Genomic DNA, 20,624 nt, shown 5'->3' with positions numbered 1-20,624 from the left:
CAGCGCAGTTAGCGCGGACTTCAATCGGTATAGCCGAGCAGGTATTCCACCTCCAGCACGGTTTGGTTGTAAACCAGCACGGCGTCGAGGTAGTCGACGCGCAGGCGCTGGGCCCGTTCGGCGTGCAGCAGGTACTCAGCGAAGGGCATTTCGCCGGCCCGCCAGCCTTTGCCGGCCAGGCGCAAAATCAGCGCGGCCTGCGGCAGGCCGGTTTGCTGGTAGAACTGCAGCCGCTCCTGCTGCTCACGCAGCCGCTCCAGCAGCGCCGCCTGCGTGGCTGCCACTTCGGCCACGCGGCGCTGGTAGGCCGCCTCGGCCGCCAGCGTCTGCAGGCGCAGCGCCTCCGCACGGGCTTTGTGGGGCCGCGTCCAGAGCGGTACGTTCAGGCTGAGCTGGGCGGCCTGAAAGCGGTTGCCGGGGCCGTAGAAGCGCTCGGCGCCGCGGTACTGAATGCTGCCGCGCAAAGACTGGTTCAGGTAGGCCAGGCCCAGCTCCGGCCGGCGGCTGCGCTGCTCCACCAGGGTTTCGGCGCGGCGCTCGGTGGCCTGCCGGGCCAGCAAGCGGGCCGTGGCATCGGCCACCGTGGCGGTATCCGCGAGGCGCGGCAGCGAGTCGGCCAGCAGGGTGGCCAGCTCCTGAGGCAGCGGCAGCGGCAACAGCAGGCTGTCGGCCGGCGTGGGCGCGGCGGGCAGCTGCAGCAGGGCCTGCAGCTGTCGGCGGGCCGTCTGGTAGTCGGCGCGGGTGCGGGCCTGGGCCACGCGCGTTTCGCCCTGCTGCACCAGCGCCGTGGCCGGCTCGATGCGGGCTGCTTCGCCGGTGCGGAAGCGCAGGTCGGCGGCGCGGCGGAACTCGCGGCTCAGGCTGTCCTGGGCGCGCAGCAGCACCAGCCGGTGCCGGGCGTGCACGGCCTGCTGGTAGGCCAGGCGCACCTGCCGGCGCAGCTCGGCGCGGCGCAGGTTCAGCTCGGCTTCGGCCACCGATACCTGCGCCGTGGCCAGCCCCGTGAGGGCCCGGTAGCGCCCCAGCGCGGGCAGCGGCTGCGCAATGGAAAACTGGTTGTCGAGGTAGGGCGAGTTGAACTGCCCGTAGCCGGCCTGCACGGTGGTGCGCGGCAGCTCCCATAAGGCCCCGCGCACCGCCGTGCGGGCCGACAGCTGATAGGTGGCGGCTTGCACGTCGCCGCTGCGGCCTAGGGCCGTTTGCACGGCGCCGGCGGCGGTCAGGGGCGTGGTGGCCGGGTCGGGCGAGGCGGCGGTCTGGGCCGCCGCCGGGTTCAGCCCCAGCGTCAGCAGCAGGGCGGCGCCGGCAGTTACGGCGGCGGGTCGGGGGGCGCGGCCGAGCAGGTTGCGCCAGAAGCCGCCCTCCGACTCGCTCAGGTAATAGAGCACTGGCAGCACCAGCAGCGTGAGCAGCGTGGCCGTGAGCAGCCCGCCGATGACCACCGTGGCCAGGGGGCGCTGCACTTCGGCGCCGGCCGTGCCCGCCAGGGCCATCGGCAAGAAACCCAATGACGCCACGGTGGCCGTCATCAGCACCGGGCGCAGGCGTTCCTCGGTGCCGCGCAGCACCCGCGCGCGCACGTCCCGGATGCCGAAGTCGCGCAGCTGGTTGAAGGAGCTGATGAGCACGATGCCGTTGAGCACGGCCACCCCAAACAGCGCGATGAAGCCCACGCCGGCCGAGATGCTGAAGGGCAAGTCGCGCAGCCACAGGGCCAGCACCCCGCCCACCGCCGCCAGCGGAATGGCCGTGAAGATGAGCACGGCCTGCCGCAGGGAGCCGAACGTGAGGTACAGCAGCCCGAAGATGATGAGCAGCGCCACGGGCACGGCCACGCCGAGGCGGGCGTTGGCCTGGCGCAGGTTTTCGAACTGCCCGCCGTAGTTGACGGTGTAGCCCGGGCCCAACTTCACCTCGCGGCTCACCAGGGCCTGCACTTCCTCCACCACGCGCTCCACGTCGCGGCCGCGCACGTTGAAGCCCACCGTGATGCGGCGCTGGGCGTTGTCGCGCTGAATCTGGCTGGGGCCCACCTCGTAGGCCACGCGCGCCACCTGCTCCAGCGGCACCTGCCCGTGGCCGTCGGGCAGCGGAATGTTCAGGGCCCGCACCTGCTGGATGTCGTGGCGAAACTCATCGGCGAGGCGCACCACCAGCTCGAAGCGGCGGTCGGCCTCGAACACCTGACCCGCCCCCGCCCCGGCAAAGGCCGCGGCAATGCTCTGGTTCAGGTCGTCCACGCTCAGGCCGTACTGGGCCAGCCGCTCGCGGTCGGGGCGCACCACCACCTGGGCCAGGCCGGTGGCCTGCTCCACGTAGAGGTCGGTAGCTCCGGGCACCTGCTTCACCAGGCCGCCCACGCGGCGGGCGTAGCCGGCCAGCTGGTCGAGGTCTTCGCCGTAAATCTTCACCACCACGTCCTGCCGCGCCCCGCTGATAAGCTCGTTGAAGCGCATCTGGATGGGCTGCTGGAAGCCGAACGTGACGCCCGGCAGCACCCGCAGCGCGTGAGCCATGCGCTGGGCCAGGTCTTCACGGGTGGAGGCGGAGGTCCACTCCGCGCGGTCCTTGAGCACCACGATCAGGTCGCAGGCTTCGAGGGGCATCGGGTCGATGGGAATTTCGGAGGAGCCGATTTTGGCTACCACCTCCTTCACCTCCGGGAATTTATCCTTGAGCAGGTCCGAGGCCTGCTGAGCCTGCTTGATGGTGTAATCGAGCGAGGAGCCGGGCAGCACGCGGGTTTCCACGGCGAAGTCGCCCTCTTCCAGCGTCGGGATGAACTCGCCGCCGAGGGTGCTCAGCAGCAGCGCCGCGCCCACCAGCAGCGCCACGGCGGCGGCCAGCACCAGCCGCGGCGCGCCGAGCACGCGTGTCAGCAGGCCGCGGTAGCGCCGCGCCAGCCGGGCCAGCACGCGGTCGGACCAGCCGCCGTGCACGCCCTTGCGCAGCACCAGCGCCGACATCACCGGCACGTAGGTCAGGGACAGGATAAAGGCGCCCAGAATGGCAAAGGCCACGGTTTCGGCCATGGGCCGGAACATCTTGCCCTCGATGCCGGTGAGGGCCAGAATGGGCAGGTACACCATCAAGATGATGAACTGCCCGAACGAGGCCGACTGCTGAATGCGCGAGGCCGCGTCGTACACTTCCGTGTCCATTTCCGCGGCCGTCGGGTCGTCGTTGGTCAGCGGAATTTCGCCCGCGCCGTGCGCCGGGCTGAAGCGCAGGGCCAGCCGGTGCATGGTGGCCTCCACGATGATGACGGCCCCGTCGACGATGAGGCCGAAGTCGATGGCCCCCAGGCTCATCAGGTTGCCCGATACGCCGAACGTGTGCATCAGGCCGATGGCGAAGAGCATGGCCAGCGGAATCACCGAGGCCACCACCAGGCCGGCGCGCAGGTTGCCCAGAAACAGCACCAGCACGAACACGACGATGAGTGCGCCCTCCGCCAGGTTTTTGGCGACGGTGTGAATGGCCTGGTCCACCAGCTTGGTGCGGTCAAGAAAGGGCCGGATTTCCAGGCCGGCGGGCAGCGTTTTCTCGATAGCGGCCATCTTGGCTTTCACCGCTTCCACCACTTCCGAGGAGTTGGCCCCGCGCAGCATCAGCACCAGCCCGCCCACGGTTTCGCCGGCGTGGTTGCGCGTCATGGCCCCGAAGCGCGGCGCGGCCCCGGCGCGCACCGTGGCCACGTCGCGGATGAGGATGGGCCCGCGGCCGGGGGCGGCGGGGCGCACCACCGCCCGCCCGATGTCGGCGGCCGACTGCGCCAGCCCTTCGGTGCGGATAAACCAGGCCTGCGGGCCGCGCACCAGGTAGCCGCCGCCGGCGTTGCCGTTGTTGCGGCTTAAGGCCAGCTGCAGGTCGGTCACCGTGAGGCCCTGGCTGCGCAGGCGGGCCGGCTCCACGGCTACCTCGTACTGGCGCAGGTAGCCCCCGAACGAGGACACGTCGGCCACGCCGGGCGTGCCCAGCAGCTGCCGGCGCACCACCCAGTCTTGCAGGGTGCGCAGCTCGGCCAGCGTGTGCTTTTGCTTGAAGCCGGGCTTGACGCGGATGGTGTACTGGTAGATTTCGCCCAGGCCGGTGGTGGGCGGCCCCATTTCGGGCTGTCCCAAGCCGGGCGGAATCTGCGCCTCGGCCGTGCGCAGGCGCTCGGCCACCTGCTGGCGCGCCCAGTAGTTGTCGATGTCGTCGGCGAAGACGATGGTGACCACCGACAGCCCGGCGCGCGAGAAGGAGCGCACGTCTTGCCGGCCCGGAATGGTGGCCACGCTCTGCTCCACCGGGAAGGTGACGAGCCGCTCCACGTCGGCCGCGCTCAGGGAGGGCGACACAGTGTAGACGATGACCTGGTTGTTGGTAATGTCGGGCACCGCGTCGATGGGCAGGTGCCGCAGGGCGTACAGGCCCCACACCAGCAGGGCAGCCACGCCTACCCCCACGCCCAGCTTGTGCCGGAGGCTGAGGGCAATAAGCTTATTGAACATGCATCCGCGCGCCGCCGTGCCGCCCCCACGGGAAGCCGGCAGCCTTCAGGAAAAGCCAACCGAAAAAGCCACGGGCCGCGCCGCGCCGCCCGCAGGAAGCACGCACCGCACCGCCCAAGCCGGGCCGTTAGCTACGCCCGGCTTGCCACGAGGGCAGCCGCGGGGCGTGGGGGCTGAAAACAGGGACGCGAGATGCCGCGCGGGGCCGACGCCACGTACTCGCCGCGGTACTGCCGGGCTTCGGCAAACACCGGCGGCTGCGGCGGCAGCGCCAGGCGCAGCGCCGGCGGCAGGGCCATGACCGGGGCCTGGTGCTGGCAGCAATGCAGTGGCAGGGCCTTATGCTCGCGCTGGTGCTCCTGGTTGTGGCGGCCGGCGTAGTGGTCGTACAGAAAGCGCCACACCGAGTTGGTGGGGTGCTGCTGCTGGTAGTGGCTGATGAGCACGGGCAGCTTGGCCAGCTCCACCGCGTCGGCGGCGGGCAGCAAGCTTACCCCAAACAGGTGCAGGCTCAACAGCAATATGACCAACTGCTTCAGCATCTCGGCGACAAAGATACGGCATTGGCCGGGCAACACCCCGCGCGCCCCGCGCTTTCGGGCTGCCGCCCGCGCAGCAATTAATCAGCGGCGGACTGACAACCCCTGACCGGGGAGCGGGCTCTTCCGGTAAACCCCGTGTGCTATGCTTACCATTGCTTATTCGCGGCGCGGACTGAGCGCCCTGCTGGCCGTAGGACTCGGCGGCTGCCAAGGCCTTGAAGCCCCCGACTGCTCCACCGTAAAGTGCAGCAGCTTCGCCTACGACGTGCCGCTGCGCCTCGACCTGGACAGCCTCAACGCGGGCTTCCGCCGCCGGGAGGTGCGCTCGGCCTACCTCGTACGCTACGCCGATGCGGCCCTACGTCAGCCCCTCGACACGACCTGGCAGCCGCCGCGCGGCCCGCAGGACTTTTACCTGGCGGGTGGCGCCGTGTCGCTGCTGGCCGCGCTGCCCGCCGAGGGCCGTACCGTGCAGGAGCTGCCGCGCTACCACTTCCAGCTGCTGCTGCCCGCCGCCGGCCGTAGCTACCGCATTACCAATCTGCAGGTGGCCGCCCGCACGCCCGAGTGCTGCCCGGTGAACGTGCGCCGCCGCTTCAACCTCAACGGTACGCCCGTGGTAGCCGACGGCGAAAATACGCCGCCGACGGTGCTGCGGCGCTAAAACACTTGCGGCGGCCAGCCCCGAAGTGCTGACCGCCGCAAGTCCGTTCAGATTTACTGCATCACAAACTGAGCGTCAGGATTTTTTCCACTTCCGCGTGGCCGATGTCGGCCCGCTCGCCCAGCCGGGTGCCGCGCTCCGCGAAGCGTTGCGTGATGCGCCGGATGGTATCGGTGCCCAGCTCGTAGTCGGCCAGGCGCGTTTTCACGTCCAGCGACTCGAAGAAGCGCACGGTGGCCTGAATAGCGGCCTCGGCGCGCTCCTCGTCGGTGCCGGCCGTGATGTTCCACACGCGCTGCCCGTACTGCACCAGTTTCTGCAGCTTGCCCGCCTGCTGGTGGCGCAGCAGCGAAGGCAGCACGATGGCCAGCGTGCGGGCGTGGTCGATGCCGTGGAAGGCCGTCAGCTCGTGGCCGATCATGTGCGTGGCCCAGTCCGTGACGACGCCGGCCGAGAGCGTGCCGTTCAGCGCATTGGTGGCGGCCCACATGAAGTTGGCCATGGCGTCGTAGTCGCGCGGGTTCTGCAGCACCTTCGGGCCTTCCTCGATGAGCGTGAGCAGCACGGCCTCGGCCTGCCGGTCCTGCAGCGGGGAGTTGACGGGGTAGGTCAGGTACTGCTCCAGCACGTGCACGAAGGCGTCGACGACGCCGTTGCTAATCTGCCGCGCGGGCAAGGAAAACAGGGTTTCCGGGTCGAGAATGGAGAATTTTGGGAACGTATGCGGGCTGCCGAAGGAGTACTTTTCCTGCGTCGATTCGCGGGTGATGACCGCGCCGGAGTTCATTTCCGAGCCCGTAGCCGCCAGTGTCAGCACAGCGCCGAAGGGCACGGCGCGCTGCACCTTCACTGTGGCTTTGTTGGCCAGCAGGTTCCAGGGGTTGTCGCCCGCGTACTCGATGGCGGCGGCAATGAACTTGGTGCCGTCGAGCACCGAGCCGCCGCCCACCGACAGGATGAAGTCGATGCGCTCGGCCCGGGCCAGCGCCACGGCCCGCATCAGGGTTTCGTAGTGCGGGTTGGGCTCGATGCCGCCGAATTCGACCACCTCGTGGCCCTGCAGCGCGGCTTTCACCTGCTCGTACACGCCGTTGTGGAAGATGCTGCCCCCGCCGTAGGTCAGGAGCACCTTAGCCCCCGCCGGCACCTGCTTGCCGAGCTGCTGAATCTGGCCCTTGCCAAAGAGGATGCGGACGGGGTTATAAAACTGAAAGTTGTTCATGAAGGAGATGTAAGGGTTTCCGGCGCCGGCCAGAAAAAGCCCGGCGCCGGTCCGTTTGCCGGGCTATTGCGCGTCGGCCACTTTCACCACGGCCTTGCCGGTATTCTCGCCGTGGAACAGGCCCAGAAACGCCTGCGGAATCTGCTCGAAGCCTTCCGTGACGGTTTCCTCGAACTGCAGCCGGCCCTGCTGGTACCACTCCGTCAGCGCCTGGGTGCCCTCGGGCCAGCGCGGGTAATAGTCGCCCACGATAAAGCCCTTGAGCAGGGCGCTGGTCTTAAGCAGCTTGGGCTCGGGCCGCGGGCCGGTGGGCTCCTGCGCGGCGTTGTAGTGCGCAATCTGCCCGCACAGGGCGATGCGCGCGTGCTTGTTGAGCAGGTTGTACACGGCATCGGTCACCGGGCCGCCCACGTTGTCGAAGTAGCAATCGACGCCGTTGGGGCAGGCCTGGGCCAGCGCGGCGGCCACGTCGGCCGTTTTGTAGTTGATGGCTTCGTCGAAACCGAGTTGCTTCAGGTAGGCCACCTTATCGGCCGAGCCGGCGGTGCCCACCACGCGGGCGCCCTGGATTTTGGCCAGCTGGCCCACCACCATGCCCACGGCCCCGGCCGCACCGGATACCACCACCGTTTCGCCCGCCTGGGGCCGGCAGATGTCGAGCAGGCCGAAGTAGGCCGTCAGGCCCGTCATGCCCAGCAGCCCGAGGTAGTAACTCAGCGGCGCCCGATCGGCCGGCACCGGCTGCAGGCCCTTGCCGCCCGCTACCTGGTACTCGCTCCAGGCCAGGTTGCCCACCACCACGGTGCCCACGGGCAGCTGCGCGTTGCGGCTCTCGGCCACCTGCGCCACCACGCCGCCGCTGATGGGCTGGCCCACCTCAAAGGGCGGCACGTACGATTTGCCCTCGTTCATGCGGCCCCGCATGTAAGGGTCGACGGACACGTACAGCGTGCGCAGCAGCACCTGGCCTTCGCCCGGCTGCGGCACCGGCGCCTCTTCGAAGCGGAAAACGTCGGCGCCCGGCTCGCCCTGGGGGCGGTGGTCCAGAATGATGGTTCGGTTGGTCATGGCAAAAAGGGAAATGCGGCGTGGAGGACGCTAAAAACAACGGGGTGACGACCCGCCGGGCGGGTCGTCACCCCGTCTAAACTCGCACCTTAGGCGACGGGTTGGGCGGCGTTGGTCGTGGCCACGAGGTTCACCTCGATGTTGCCGCGGGTAGCGCGCGAGTACGGGCAGATCTGGTGCGCGGCAGCCACCAGCTCGTCGGCCTGCTGCTGCTCCACGCCGGGCAGGTTCACGTGCAAGTCGGCCGCGATGCCGAAACCGCCGTCCTCGGCCTTGCCGAAGTGAACGAAGCTTTCAATGGTCACGTCCTGCAGCTTCACGTTGGCCTGCCGGGCGGCCACGCCCAGCGCCCCCTCGAAGCAGGCGGCGTAGCCGGCCGCAAACAGCTGCTCGGGGTTGGTGGCGCCGGCTTTGCCCATGCCGCCCATGGCCTTGGGCGTGCTCAGCTCCAGCGTCAGCGCGTTGTCCTGGGTGGTTACCTGGCCGTTGCGGCCGCCTTTTACGTGGGCTTGCGCCGTGTACACTTTCTCGATTTTCATCGCGGAGAAGAGAAATGAAGCTTTCCCGTTGTTAGGAAAGTAGGGTTAGAATGCGGTTGAGTTGGGTGCGCAGTGCCTCGAACTCCGGGGCCGTAAGCTGCAGCTTCTCGAATAGCTTTTCGGGGATGCAGTGCGCGCCGGCCTGGAGGGCCTCGCCGGCGGGCAGCAGCCCGATAACGACGGAACGCTCGTCCTGGGCGGCGCGGCGGCGGCTGAGCCACTGCTTCTGCTCCATGCGCTTGAGCAGCGGCGTGAGCGTGCCCGAGTCGAGCAGCAGCCGCTCGCCGAGTTGCTTGACGGTCAGCTCGCCGTGCTCCCACAGCAGCAGCAGCACCAGGTACTGCGGGTACGTCAGGCCCAGTTCCTGCAGGTAGGGCTGGTAGGCTTTGGTAAACTGCCGCGACACGGCGTAGAGCGGAAAACACAGCTGGTTTTCGAGCTGCAGCAGCGGATCGGGCGTCGGCGAGGCGGGCTTGTTCATGGCGTTCAGGCTATAGAAGCGGTTGGGGCATAGCTTTGTTTGGTTGTGCACAATTTAATTTTTAACAACCATAATAATCTACTGATAACCAGTCGGAAACTTTTGATCAGCGACTAGTACATAGCAACCCATACATATTCACTAAACCTTTGCCGGGGCCTGAGCTCCAAGGACTACTTTTCCCACTGCTATGAACCGTTATCTACTCTGCTGTGCGCTGCTGTTTCTGCTGGCCGCGCCGCTGCGGGCCCAAACGCCGCTGTATTTCCCACCGACCACGGGCACGGCCTGGGCCAGCGCCACGCCCCAAAGCCTGGGCTGGTGCCAGCCGCAGCTCGACAGCCTGCTGAGCTACCTCGGCCGCCAGCACACCAAGGGCTTCATCGTGCTCAAGGACGGCCGGATGGTGGTGGAACAGTACTACGGCTCGTTTACCCGCGACTCCATCTGGTACTGGGCCTCGGCCGGCAAGACGCTTACCGCTACGCTCGTCGGCATGGCCCGGCAGGATGGGCTGCTGAGCCTCTCCGACTCCACTTCGCGCTTCCTCGGCCGGGGCTGGACGGCGGCGCCGGCGGCCAAGGAGCGGCTCATCACGGTGCGCCACCAGCTCACCATGACCTCCGGCCTCGATGATAGCCCGCCCGCGCCCTGCGACAACGAAAGCACCCAGCCCGCCTGCCTGCTCTACCGCGCCGATGCCGGCACCCGCTGGGCGTACCACACCGGCCCCTACCGCCAGCTGATGCCCTTGCTGGCCCGAGCCAGTGGCCTGACCATCAACCAGTACACCAACCAGAAGCTGGCCGCGCCCATCGGCATGAGCGGCTTCTGGCTTAGCGAGGTGTACTACAGCCGCACCCGCGACGCGGCCCGCTTTGGGCTGCTGATGCTGGCCCGCGGCAGCTGGAACGGCACCGCCCTGCTGCGCGACACGGCCTACTTCCGGCAGATGACCACGCCTTCGCAGGCGCTGAACCCAAGCTACGGCTACCTCTGGTGGCTCAACGGCCAAAGCCGCTACCTGCTTCCTGGCTCGCAGCTGCCGCTGGCGGGCCCGCTGGTGCCCACCGCGCCGCCCGACCTGATAGCTGCTCTGGGCAAAAACGACCAGAAAATCTACGTGGTGCCGAGCCTGGGCCTGGTGGTGGTGCGCCTGGGTCAGTCGGCCGGGCAACCCCGCATAGCCCTCTCCTCCTTCGACACGGAGCTGTGGCGCCGGCTGATGGCAGCCGTGCAGTGCCGCCCGATGGGCATTTCCATCGCCGCGGCAGCCCGGCGCGTGGCCGTGTATCCTGTGCCGGCCGAGGAGTGGCTGCGCGTACGGCTACCCGCCGAGCTCGGCCCGGTACGGCTGCGGCTGACCGATGCGCTGGGCCGGGTGGTGCGGGAAACCCCAGGGCAGGCACCGGAAACCCCGCTTCCACTGGCCGACTTGCGCGCTGGCGCCTATACCTTGCAAGTCATTAACGCACAAGGGTTAATCATTGCCACGCGGCGCGTACTGCATTGAGCTACTGCCGGGTGTATCCGTGCTAGCCCCATGTCGAAAACCCGTGCCCGCACGGATTGTAGCGGCCCCGGCGGTGCCGTTACTTTGCTAACAGCAAGACGCTATTTGTCCGCTCACATCTACAATCACTAGCTCCGCCTCCCCGCCTTACTTGCCGCCGCAAGGAATCCGGTTTTTTACCCAGTTCGTGGCCTATTTTGATGCAAGAGTAAGCCCCTCCGCCGGTACGGGGGGGCTTTTTTGTTTGCCGGAGCTCCCACTTTAAAGCAAATACCGCCCGAGCAAGCAGCCGCCGCCGCTAATTTTGCCGGCATTGGGGCGCGCATGCAACGTTTGTTCAGCTGCGAAGCTCCTGCCAACGCCCGCAGTCGTCATCAGCTGCTCGCGGGCGACTTGGTTAACGCACGCTTCGTATGCCCAAACTATACCTTTTGCTGGCCGGGCTGGGGCTGGGTCTGCCCCTGGCGGGCTGCTACGTGGAGGTGGACGAGCCAGCCACGCTGCCCACCTACCGCCCGCTGCTCATGGCCCGTGCCACGCTGGAGCAGGCCGTGGCCGTGGTGCCCCCGCGCGAGCTGCACAACCCCGGCAAAATCTACCGCAAAGGCACGTTTGTGTTCATCAACGAGCGGTATGAGGGCCTGCACATCATCGACAACCAAGACCCGACCCGGCCCCGGCCGGTGAGCTTCCTGCGCATCCCGGGCAGCATCGACCTGGCCGTACGCGGCAACCTGCTGTACGCCGATAACGCGGTGGACCTGGTCACCATCGACCTGACCAACCCGGCCAGCATCCGCGTGGTTGGCCGCGTGCGCAACGCCTTCCCGGAGCTGGCCCCGCCGGAAGCCGCCAGCATCGAACCCGGCTACCGCCCCGAAAACCGCCCGGCCGATGCCATCGTGGTCGGTTGGCAAAAAGTAAACTAGCCTGGCCATGCCGTTTCGCATCTTCTTCTCCCCTGGCCGCTGGGCCGCTCTGCTCCTGCTGCTGGCCGGCTGCACCAGTGCCGACGTCAGCCCGAAGGCGGCGGACGTGGGCCAGGCCGGCTCCATGGCGCGCTTCGCCATCTTGGGCAGCACGCTCTACACCGTCGACGCGCAAAGCCTGCGGGTGTTCAACCTCGGCGGCACGGCCGGAACCAGCGCCAGCACGCCCACGCTGGTGACCACCTCGCCACTGGGTGTGGGCATCGAAACCATTTACCCGAACGGCCACTACCTGTTCGTGGGCACGCAAAGCGGCATGTACATCTTCGATGCGTCTGTTCCCCAGCAGCCCCGGCAGATCGGCTATTACCAGCACGCCGTCAGCTGCGACCCGGTGGTGGTGGACGGCCGCTGGGCCTACCTAACGCTGCGGCAGGGCCGTGCCTGCGGCGGCGGGCTCAACCAGCTGCAGGTGGTGGACCTGCTCGACCCGACCCACCCGCGGCTGGCGCAGGCTTATCCCATGCGCCAGCCCTACGGCCTGGGCGTGGACTCTTCCACGCTGTTCGTGTGCGACGACGGGCTGAAGGTGTTTGATACCAGCCAAGCGCCCACGCTCAGCCAGCGCGACGCATTTGCCATCCAAGCCTACGACGTGATTCCTTACCAGGGGCACTTGCTGGTCATCGGCAGCGCGGGGCTGTACCAGTACCGCTACCGCGCCGGCAACCTCAGCCTGCTGAGCGTGCTGCCTATCACGCCCCGGCCCTGATGCGGACGCTCACTTCCGGCGGCGCGGTATTGAGTGCCGGCCTACTGCTCATGGCGCCGGCCAGGGCCCAGCAGCTGCCGACGACGCGGCCCGGCGCGCTGGTGCTGAAAACCAATGTGCTGCAGCCGCTGGTGCGGGGCTACCACCTGGAAGTGGAAACACCCTGGCGCGCGTACCCGCGGCTCAGCCTGGGCCTCACGCTGCAGTGGTACCAGGGCCACGTGACGGAGCTGAGCGCCAAGCGCCCGGTGCAGGCCGGCGAGCGGGTGCGCGGCTACGGGGCCGAACTGCTGCCGCGCCTGTACTTCCCCGGCTCTGATCCGGATCTGCTGAGCGGCTTTTACGTGGGCTTCGGGCCGCACCTGCAGCGTTTCAAGCTGGATTTTCAGGAGTACGGCTGGCAGGAGCAGCTCACCGGCGATGGACTGAAAATCTACGTGTACGAGCCGCAGCCCTACACCGAAACCATCCGCCGCTACGGCGCGGCGGCGGTGGCCGGCTACCAGGGTCCGCTGGAGCTAGGCCCCCTATTCCTGGATTTTTACGCCGGCGTGGGCTGGCGGACGGCGCGCTCTACTTCGGCTTTTGCCACCAGCCGCTACCGCGCCTCCGCGCTTGATTACGGCGCCCGCGGCGTTTACTTTCCGGTTGGATTTAAGCTAGGCGTAAAGTTGTAGCCCGCGCGACGGGCACTTGCAATATCCTATTCAAGAACAGCTGATTTCTATAACCCCCGAACCAGCTTCGCACCTGACAACCAAGCGCTTCCCAAGGGCCGTATTCCGCCCCGGCTGCTAGCGGCCGACAATATTTTAGCGGTAATCAACCATTAACTCGCTGGTATTGGTGGCATTTAGATTAGTATCTTTGTGGTGCTGCTCAGTATAGCCAGCCTATTTTCATTGCATGAAACACTTTTTACTCGCGGGGCTGCTTAGCCTGGCCGCAGTAGCCCAGGCCCAGGACGTCAGCTACCAAACGCCTCCTAAAGCCATTGCCGATTTAGTGGATGCCCCGCTCACGCCGCGCATCAGCCTCTCGTCGGATGGCAAGTGGCTGGCCCTGCTGGCGGTGCAGGCCATGCCCACCGTGGCCGAGCTTTCCCAGCCCGAGTTGCGCCTGGCCGGCCTGCGCATCAACCCGCGCCTGAACGCCCCGAGCCGCCAGAGCTACGCCACCGGTCTGATGCTGCGCCGCCTCGAAGACGGCAAAGACATGGCCGTGCTGAACCTGCCCCAGCCCGCCCTGATCAGCGACGTGGTGTGGTCGCCGGACAACAGCAAGCTGGCGCTGACCATCGCCACCAACGCCGGCGAAGGCCGCACCGAACTGTGGGTGGTCGACATCAACACCTTTACCGCCCGCCGCATCGCCGGCGTGTCGCTGAACGCGGTGTTCGGTACGCCTTTCGAATGGCTGTCCGACAACCAGACGCTCATCGTGCGGGCCCTGGTGGCCGGGCGCGGTGGCGCCCCCAGCACCACGGCGGCTCCCACGGGCCCGGTGGTGCAGGAAAGCGTAGGCCGCAAGGCCGGCGCCCGCACCTACCAGGATTTGCTGCGCAACCCCACCGACGAAAAGCTGTTCGACTACTACGCCACCTCGCAGATGGTGAGGGTCACGCTCGACGGCAAGCTGCAGCCCATCAGCCAGCCGGGCATCATCCAATCGGCGGTGCCCTCCCCCAACGGCCGTTACCTGCTGGTGAAGACGCGCCACCGCCCCTTCTCCTACACCCTGCCGGTGAGCAGCTTCCCGCTGAAGGTGGAGGTGTACGACGTGCAGACCGGCGACCCGGTGAAAACCCTGGCCGACCTGCCCCTGGCCGATGCCGTGCCCACGGCCTTCGACGCGGTGCCCACCGGGCAGCGCGGCCACGGCTGGCGCGCCGATGCCCCGGCCACGCTGTACTGGGCCGAAGCCCAGGACGGCGGCGACCCGAAAACCGAAGCCGCCATCCGCGACAAAGTATTCACCCTGCCGGCGCCTTTTACCGGCAACACCGAGGAATTTGCGGCCCTGCCGTTGCGCTACGACGGCATTAGCTGGGGCAACAACTCCGTGGCGCTGGTGTACGGCTCGCGCTGGGCCGACCGCAAGGAAATTACCTGGCGCGTGACGCCGGGCGCGCTGCCGTCGCTGGCGGTGCTGTTTGAGCGCTCTTCCCAGGACAAGTACACCGACCCGGGCACGCCCTACCTGCACCGCAACGCGCAGGGCAAGCAGGTGCTGCTGACCGACGTGCAGGGCAAGACCCTCTACTTTCTTGGGCAGGGGGCCTCGGCCGAAGGCGACCGGCCCTTCGTGGACGAGCTGGACCTGGCCACGAAGAAAGCCACCCGCTGGTGGCGCTCGGAGGCCCCCTACTACGAGGTGCCACTGGCCATCCTCGACGAGGACAAGCGCCGCCTGCTCACCCGCCGCGAGTCGGCCGACCAGAACCCGAACTACTACGTGCGCGACCGGAGCGGCAAGCTGACGGCCATTACCAAGTTTCCGAACCCGTACGCGGCTGTGGGTGGCTCCTTCAAGAAGCAGGTGCTGCACTACAAGCGCGCCGACGGCGTAGCCCTCACCGCCAACCTGTACCTGCCGCTCAACTACAAGCCGACCGACGGCCCGCTGCCGACGCTGATGGAGGCTTACCCGGTGGAGTTCAAGGATAAGAGCAACGCCGGCCAGGTGTCGGGCTCGCCTTACGCCTTTACCCGGGTGGGCTACGGCTCGCCCATCTTCTGGGTCACGCAGGGTTACGCCGTGCTGCAGGGCGCCAGCATTCCGATTGTGGGGGAGGGCACCAAGGAGCCCAACGACACCTACACCGAGCAGCTGGTGAGCAGCGCCAAGGCCGCCATCGACGAGGGCAAGCGCCTGGGCGTGGTGGACCCGAACCGCGTGGCCGTGATGGGCCACTCCTACGGGGCCTTCATGACGGCCAACCTGCTGGCGCACTCCAACCTGTTCAAGGCCGGCATTGCGCGCAGCGGCGCCTACAACCGCACCCTGACGCCCTTCGGCTTCCAGGGCGAGGAGCGCAACTACTGGCAGGCGCCGGAGGTGTACAACGCCATGTCGCCTTTCAACTACGCCGACAAGATCAAGACGCCGATTCTGCTAATTCACGGCGAGCTGGACAACAACTCCGGCACGTTCCCCATCCAGAGCGAGCGGTTCTACAACGCCCTGAAAGGCAACGGCGCCACCGCCCGCTACGTGGTGCTGCCCTCCGAGTCGCACGGCTATGCGGCCCGCGAGAACATCCTGCACATGCTGTGGGAGATGAACGCCTGGCTCGACAAGTACGTGAAGGCCCCGGCCGCCGCGGCGGCCAACTAACTTCAGCTGCCTCTACGAAAAGCCCTGCATTGGTCAATGCAGGGCTTTTTTGTGCCCTTGCGGCGAGCTGGGCCGCAACAGGTGAAATACGCCCGCATTCGGGCGGGCCGAGCGGCGAGCTGTGCAAATCCGTAAACCTGAAGCAACTGCCGCCGTTCTGCTTACCTATACCTTCCTGCGCCTTCTGCCATGCCCAGCATCACCGGCCACCTGGCCGCCCCCGACCGCTACGTGACCGACCTGACCACCGCCAGCGGCCACGCCCTGCTGGCCGACGAGCCGCTGGCCGAGGGCGGCGAAAACATGGGCCCCAGCCCGGGCGAGCTGCTGGCCGCCGCCCTCACGGCCTGCACCTGCATCACGGTGCGCATGTACGCCACGCGCAAGGCCTGGCCGCTGCAGGAAGTGCGGGCCGTGGTGAGCTACGAGCAATCCGCCGACCACGTGGTGCGCCACCTGCAGCGGGAGCTGCACCTCACGGGCGCGCTGACGCCTGAGCAGCGCCAGCGCCTGCTGCACGTGGCCAACGCCTGCCCGGTGCACAAGGCCCTGGCGGCGGGAATAACCGTTGCCACGACACTGGCCGAACAGGGAAGCCCTGGGTAAGGCCGGGCCCGTTACATCCGGCATCCGCTGCTCGCGGTGCAGGGGTGCAGGCCGCGGCACTTGCCCCGTTACCTCTGCCTCGGCGGGTGGGAGGCAGAGGCAGCCGTTCGGTTACCAAATCTTGTCTAAGTACCGTTGCCGGCGGCCGGAATAGCTTCCTTGCACCGTGCTATTCTCCTATTTTACAGCCTTCCAGGCGCTGGGCCGGCCTTCTTCGGCGCGGCGTGGATTTGTCTTGGAGTACGTCAGGCCGTAGCCCCTGCTAGATGACTATTACGGGAAGCCCGGACGGCTTCCACCGGGCCACAACAACTTTTTCCAGTGCGGCGGGTATACCGGCTTACTCAATAAAGGCCAATTCAAGCCTTTAAAAAGCCGCTTCTATGAAACACTTTATTCCAAACTGTCGGCGGTTGCTCGCGGTGCCCTTGGCCCTGCTGGCGGTGGCGCCGCACCTTTCCCAGGCCCAAACGGCCGACCGCAAAACCAGCATCGGCCTCTACGGCAGCACGCTGCAGTACAAGGGCAACCTTGGCTCGCAATACTGGAAAGCGGGCGACAATTTTGAGTTCGGCGCCGGCCTCTCGGTGTACCGCTACATCACCAAGGGCCTGGACCTGGGCGTCGACCTGAACTACGGCGACATGCAGTTCGACGCGCCCGCCGGGGCACCGTACTTCGGCTCCAACTTCTCGGCCAACGTGGCCACGGCCAACTTCGGCATCAAGCTGAAGCTGCCCGTGAAGGAAACGTTCTTCGTGCAGCCCTACCTGCTGATTGCCCCCGGCTTGGCCGTGGCCAGCACCGACGGCACCGTGAACCAAGCGGCCAGCGGCCAGTCCTTCCCTTTCGACCGCAGCACCACCTACTTCGACCTGCACGGGGCTGCCGGCCTCAAGTTCCGCCTCTCCGACGGCGTGGGCCTGTTTGTGCAGACCGGCCAGCACTGGCCCGTGGGTGCCAACTTCGACAACATCGCCGACCGCGACGAGAACAGCTGGGACGACCGGTTTCTGCAGCACTCGGCCGGCCTAACCTTTAACCTGGGCAAGGCCAAGGACGAGGACGGCGACAAAGTGCCCGACCGCAAGGACAAATGCCCCGGCACGCCCGCCGGCGTGGCCGTGGATGCCAACGGCTGCCCGCTCGACGGCGACAAGGACGGCGTGGCCGACTACCAAGACAAGTGCCCCACCGAAGCCGGCAAGCCCGAGCTGCAGGGCTGCCCCGACCGCGACAACGACGGCGTGGCCGACGGCGACGACGCCTGCCCGGATACGCCCGGCAAGCCCGAGCTGAAAGGCTGCCCCGATGCCGATAACGACGGCGTCATCGACCAGAACGACAAGTGCCCCGACACCCCGGCCGGCGTGAAAGTGGATGCCGCGGGGTGCCCGCTGGATACCGACGGCGACGGCGTGCCCGACTACCAGGACCGCTGCCCGAACCGCCCCGGCCCGGCCTCGAACCGCGGCTGCCCGGAAATCAAGGCTGAGGCCAAGAAGCGCCTGCAGGAAGCCACGAAGTACATCAACTTCGAGTTCAACAAGGCCGTGCTGTTGCCTTCTTCCTATCCGACGCTGGACGCCATCGTGCAGATCCTGAACGAGTACCCGGACTACACCCTGAGCATTGCCGGCCACACCGACAGCAAGGGATCCGACCCGTACAACCTGCGCCTCTCGCACGACCGCGCTGCTTCGGCCCGCGTGTACATGATCAGCAAAGGCATTCCGGATTCCCGCATTGAGGCCCGCGGCTACGGTGAAACCAAGCCCATTGCCGACAACGCCACCGACGCCGGCCGCGCCCTGAACCGCCGCGTGGACTTCGACCTGTTCCTCACCGGCGACCCGAACACGGCCGAGGTGAAGTACGGCCCCGAGCCCACCATGCCCGACATCGTCATTCCCTCGACGCCGGCCAAGGCTACCCCGGCCAAGAAGACGACGACCAAAAAGGCCCCGGCCCGCAAAGCCCCGGTCCGTAAGCCCGCCCCGCGCCGCTAGACACCGGCTGACTTAGCGCAAAAAGGCCCGCTGCATCGTGCAGCGGGCCTTTTTTGTGTGTTAGAGCCACCCATGCTGAGCCGGTGGTCTGACAACTGGCAACCCGCCCCCACTCAACTCCTCTACTCCGTCACCCAGGTCACTTTTTCCTCGATGGGCTTGCGGATGTTGCGGCCGGGTGCGTTTTGCACGTAGCCCAGGTAGAAGAAGCCGAGCAGCTGGTCTTCGGGACCGAGGCCGAAGAAGGGCTTGGCCGCTTCCATGTAGGTGATGCCGCCCGAGCCCCAGTAGCCGCCCAGCCCGTGCGTGACGGCCGACAGGTGCAGGTTCTGCACGGCACAGGCCACAGCTTCCACCTCCTCCACTTCGGGCAGAATGTGGTGCCGCTTCAGGCCGATGGCAATGACGTGCGAGGCCAGCAGCGGGTTCTGCGCCAGCTTCTGGTACTTCTTCTCGTCGAAGTACTCGCCGGCCCACTCGCGGTACAGTTCCGACTGGAACGTGGCCAGCCGCTGCAGCCCCGCGCCCCGGAACACCACGAAGCGCCAGGGCTCGGTGCGCTTGTGCGTGGGGGCCCAGTTGGCGTTTTCCAGCAGCTGCCGCACCACGTCGTCGGGCACCACGCGGCCGGGCTCGAACTGCACGGGCTGAATGCTGCGCCGGGCGCGAACAAGCTCGCTGAACTGATCGGGGGTGGGCAGGGAAGCTGCTGAGGACATGCGCGAAGGGGGATGAACGTGCTACGGCGAGCCGCCGGCGGCGGGCGCTGGCACAAAGTAAGCCTTTGGCGGCGGCCATGCCGCCCCAGCGTGGTCCTTCTGCCTGCTTAATTTCCGTGCGGGTGCCGCAGTCCTCCGGGCCCGGTGGCCGGGCTCCGCATACCAAAACCAGGTGTTGCCTTACAAAAATAGCCGCCGTGCGGACCGGCGGCCTTTATTTTACCGGTGCTCCGGCCTGGTTGCCGATTCGGCCGCGCCGGACCGCCCGACGCTGTTCCACCGCTCTTCTCCGCATGAGACATCCTTACTTTCTCCGCGGTCTGCTGACCGCGCCCCTGCTGGCGGCTGCCCTGCTGAGCCAGGCGCAAACGCCGGGCTCCGTCGGCATCGGCACCGCCACGCCCGACCCAAAAGCGGCCCTGGATATCCGCAGCACCGACAAGGGCCTGCTCATCCCGCGCATGGACTCGGTGCAGCGCGCCGCTATCAGCAGCCCGCCCGACGGGCTGCTGGTGTTTCAGACCAGCGGCCGGCGGGGCATCTGGTACGCCGTGGGCGGGCAGTGGGTGTACATCCCGGACAAAACCAAGTCGGGCGACAACCTGGGCAACCACACCGCCACCCAAAACCTGGGCCTCACCGACTACGACTTGCGTCTGCGGGGCACCACCGACGGCAACCACGGCCTGGGCTGGTACGGCAACAGCAACAGCGTCAAAAACTGGCTCGGCCAGACCATCGACGGGCCGGTGCTCTACGGCTACACCGGCGGCGTGCTGGGCATCAACCGCGACGGGTTCCGCCAATCGGTACTTACGTGGACCAACAACGGCCTCGTGGGCATCGGGGCGGCCAGCCCAAACACGCGCCTGAGCATCACGCCCACCGTCACCGAGCCCAAAATCACGCTCTGGGACGGCGGCAGCACCAGCAACCACTACGGCTTCGGCGTGAGCGGCGGGCAGCTGAACTACCACGTGGACGCCGCCGGGGCCAGCCACGTGTTCTACGCCGGGGGCAAAAACGGCACCGGCACCGAGCTGCTGCGCATCCGGGGCAACGGCCGGGTGGGCATCGGCACCAGCGACCCGCAGCAGGCCCTGGACGTGAACGGCACCGCCCAGGCCGATGCCTTTACCTACAGCACGGCTCAGACGCGCTACCTCACCGTGAGTGCCGCGGCCTTCATCAGCTCGGCGCCCCACGTCTACGCTACCAACGTGACGATTGGTTCGGCCACGGGCTCCCCGCTGATGCTCAACCTGCCGAATGGCACCGTCGGGCAGCCGGGCTACGTGGTAGCGCCGGTGCAGCTGCCCCAGGGCGCCACCATTACCAGTCTCACGCTTATTGCCTTCGACAACGACGGTACCAGCGTGGCTCCTCAGGCCCTGCTGGGCGCTATTCTGCCGGCGGCCAGCGGTACCAATATCAACGTGGCCTACGTGGGCCAAGTGGCCCTGACAACCGAAACCGGCGACTGGCAAACCGTCACGCAACCCACCAGCCACACCGTACGCAACGATTTGTACACGTACAACCTGCGCGTGCGTCTGGCCCAGAACAGCAGTGGCAGCCTGCTGTTCTGCGTGCGCATCGGCTACACCGTGCCCCAGCCCGACTAAGCCCGCCCCAACGGCCGCTTCTGCTGGGGGGGCCTTTTGTTGCCTAGCCTGGCTGCTTAGTTTTGCCGCCGCCGCGCTTATTCACCCGCTTCTACCCAACCTT

At 67.2% G+C, this 20,624-nt stretch carries 16 protein-coding genes; 9 read left to right on the top strand and 7 right to left on the bottom strand.

All coding sequences use genetic code 11. The features are described 5' to 3' along the window. Positions 1-20: 20 nt before the first annotated feature. On the bottom strand, positions 21-4,496 hold the full coding sequence (locus ACYVKQ_RS12175) for a CusA/CzcA family heavy metal efflux RND transporter (RefSeq protein ID WP_460675610.1): 4,476 nt from the start codon (positions 4,494-4,496) through the stop codon (positions 21-23). 131 nt (positions 4,497-4,627) lie between these two features. Continuing rightward, complete coding sequence (locus tag ACYVKQ_RS12170; protein ID WP_460675609.1) at positions 4,628-5,038, bottom strand: hypothetical protein; 411 nt, start codon at positions 5,036-5,038, stop codon at positions 4,628-4,630. Positions 5,039-5,180: 142 nt separating this feature from the next. Between ACYVKQ_RS12170 and ACYVKQ_RS12165 the strand changes: the two genes are divergently transcribed. Continuing rightward, positions 5,181-5,702 carry a hypothetical protein gene (locus ACYVKQ_RS12165; protein WP_460675608.1) on the top strand — a complete coding sequence of 174 codons (522 nt, stop codon included), beginning with the start codon at positions 5,181-5,183 and terminating at the stop codon, positions 5,700-5,702. A gap of 61 nt (positions 5,703-5,763) precedes the next feature. Here ACYVKQ_RS12165 and ACYVKQ_RS12160 read toward each other — a convergent pair whose 3' ends face one another. The 4 genes from ACYVKQ_RS12160 to ACYVKQ_RS12145 all read right to left on the bottom strand — a co-directional run bounded on the left by ACYVKQ_RS12160 (position 5,764) and on the right by ACYVKQ_RS12145 (position 9,012). Beyond that, positions 5,764-6,924, bottom strand: a complete 1,161-nt coding sequence (locus tag ACYVKQ_RS12160) for an iron-containing alcohol dehydrogenase (protein WP_460675607.1) — start codon at positions 6,922-6,924, stop codon at positions 5,764-5,766. A gap of 63 nt (positions 6,925-6,987) precedes the next feature. After that, positions 6,988-7,992, bottom strand: coding sequence for an NADP-dependent oxidoreductase (locus ACYVKQ_RS12155; protein WP_460675606.1), 1,005 nt, complete (start codon positions 7,990-7,992; stop codon positions 6,988-6,990). Between the two features lie 89 nt (positions 7,993-8,081). Further along, complete coding sequence (locus ACYVKQ_RS12150) at positions 8,082-8,531, bottom strand: organic hydroperoxide resistance protein (RefSeq protein ID WP_460675605.1); 450 nt, start codon at positions 8,529-8,531, stop codon at positions 8,082-8,084. Positions 8,532-8,562: 31 nt separating this feature from the next. Then, a complete protein-coding gene (locus tag ACYVKQ_RS12145) occupies positions 8,563-9,012 on the bottom strand; it encodes a MarR family winged helix-turn-helix transcriptional regulator (protein WP_460675604.1) in 450 nt (149 codons plus the stop codon). 190 nt (positions 9,013-9,202) lie between these two features. Here ACYVKQ_RS12145 and ACYVKQ_RS12140 point away from each other — a divergent pair, with 190 nt between their 5' ends. From ACYVKQ_RS12140 to ACYVKQ_RS12110, 7 genes are all read left to right on the top strand, one after another. Then, the gene (locus ACYVKQ_RS12140; RefSeq protein WP_460675603.1) at positions 9,203-10,525 is read left to right on the top strand and encodes a serine hydrolase; all 1,323 of its coding nucleotides are present in this window, start codon (positions 9,203-9,205) and stop codon (positions 10,523-10,525) included. A gap of 413 nt (positions 10,526-10,938) precedes the next feature. After that, complete coding sequence (locus ACYVKQ_RS12135) at positions 10,939-11,454, top strand: hypothetical protein (RefSeq protein ID WP_460675602.1); 516 nt, start codon at positions 10,939-10,941, stop codon at positions 11,452-11,454. Between the two features lie 7 nt (positions 11,455-11,461). Next, on the top strand, positions 11,462-12,226 hold the full coding sequence (locus tag ACYVKQ_RS12130; RefSeq protein ID WP_460675601.1) for an LVIVD repeat-containing protein: 765 nt from the start codon (positions 11,462-11,464) through the stop codon (positions 12,224-12,226). Next, complete coding sequence (locus tag ACYVKQ_RS12125) at positions 12,226-12,903, top strand: hypothetical protein (protein WP_460675600.1); 678 nt, start codon at positions 12,226-12,228, stop codon at positions 12,901-12,903. The genes ACYVKQ_RS12130 and ACYVKQ_RS12125 overlap by 1 nt, the downstream gene beginning before the upstream one ends. 229 nt (positions 12,904-13,132) lie before the next feature. Next, positions 13,133-15,562 carry an alpha/beta hydrolase family protein gene (locus ACYVKQ_RS12120; protein WP_460675599.1) on the top strand — a complete coding sequence of 810 codons (2,430 nt, stop codon included), beginning with the start codon at positions 13,133-13,135 and terminating at the stop codon, positions 15,560-15,562. A gap of 189 nt (positions 15,563-15,751) precedes the next feature. Further along, the gene (locus ACYVKQ_RS12115; protein WP_460675598.1) at positions 15,752-16,168 is read left to right on the top strand and encodes an OsmC family protein; all 417 of its coding nucleotides are present in this window, start codon (positions 15,752-15,754) and stop codon (positions 16,166-16,168) included. A 383-nt stretch (positions 16,169-16,551) separates the two neighbouring features. After that, positions 16,552-18,177 carry an OmpA family protein gene (locus tag ACYVKQ_RS12110; RefSeq protein WP_460675597.1) on the top strand — a complete coding sequence of 542 codons (1,626 nt, stop codon included), beginning with the start codon at positions 16,552-16,554 and terminating at the stop codon, positions 18,175-18,177. Positions 18,178-18,299: 122 nt separating this feature from the next. Here ACYVKQ_RS12110 and ACYVKQ_RS12105 read toward each other — a convergent pair whose 3' ends face one another. Next, positions 18,300-18,896 carry a nitroreductase family protein gene (locus tag ACYVKQ_RS12105; RefSeq protein ID WP_460675596.1) on the bottom strand — a complete coding sequence of 199 codons (597 nt, stop codon included), beginning with the start codon at positions 18,894-18,896 and terminating at the stop codon, positions 18,300-18,302. A 293-nt stretch (positions 18,897-19,189) separates the two neighbouring features. On the opposite strand from ACYVKQ_RS12105, the gene ACYVKQ_RS12100 reads away from it, so the two are divergent. Then, positions 19,190-20,521 (top strand): hypothetical protein, encoded by a 1,332-nt coding sequence (locus ACYVKQ_RS12100; protein WP_460675595.1) that lies wholly within the window; start codon positions 19,190-19,192, stop codon positions 20,519-20,521. Positions 20,522-20,624 lie beyond the last annotated feature (103 nt).

The sequence above is a fragment of the Hymenobacter coalescens genome (assembly GCF_054783195.1).
Note: the sequence above shows the minus strand (reverse complement) of the source record. Positions and strands in the feature narration are given on the sequence as shown.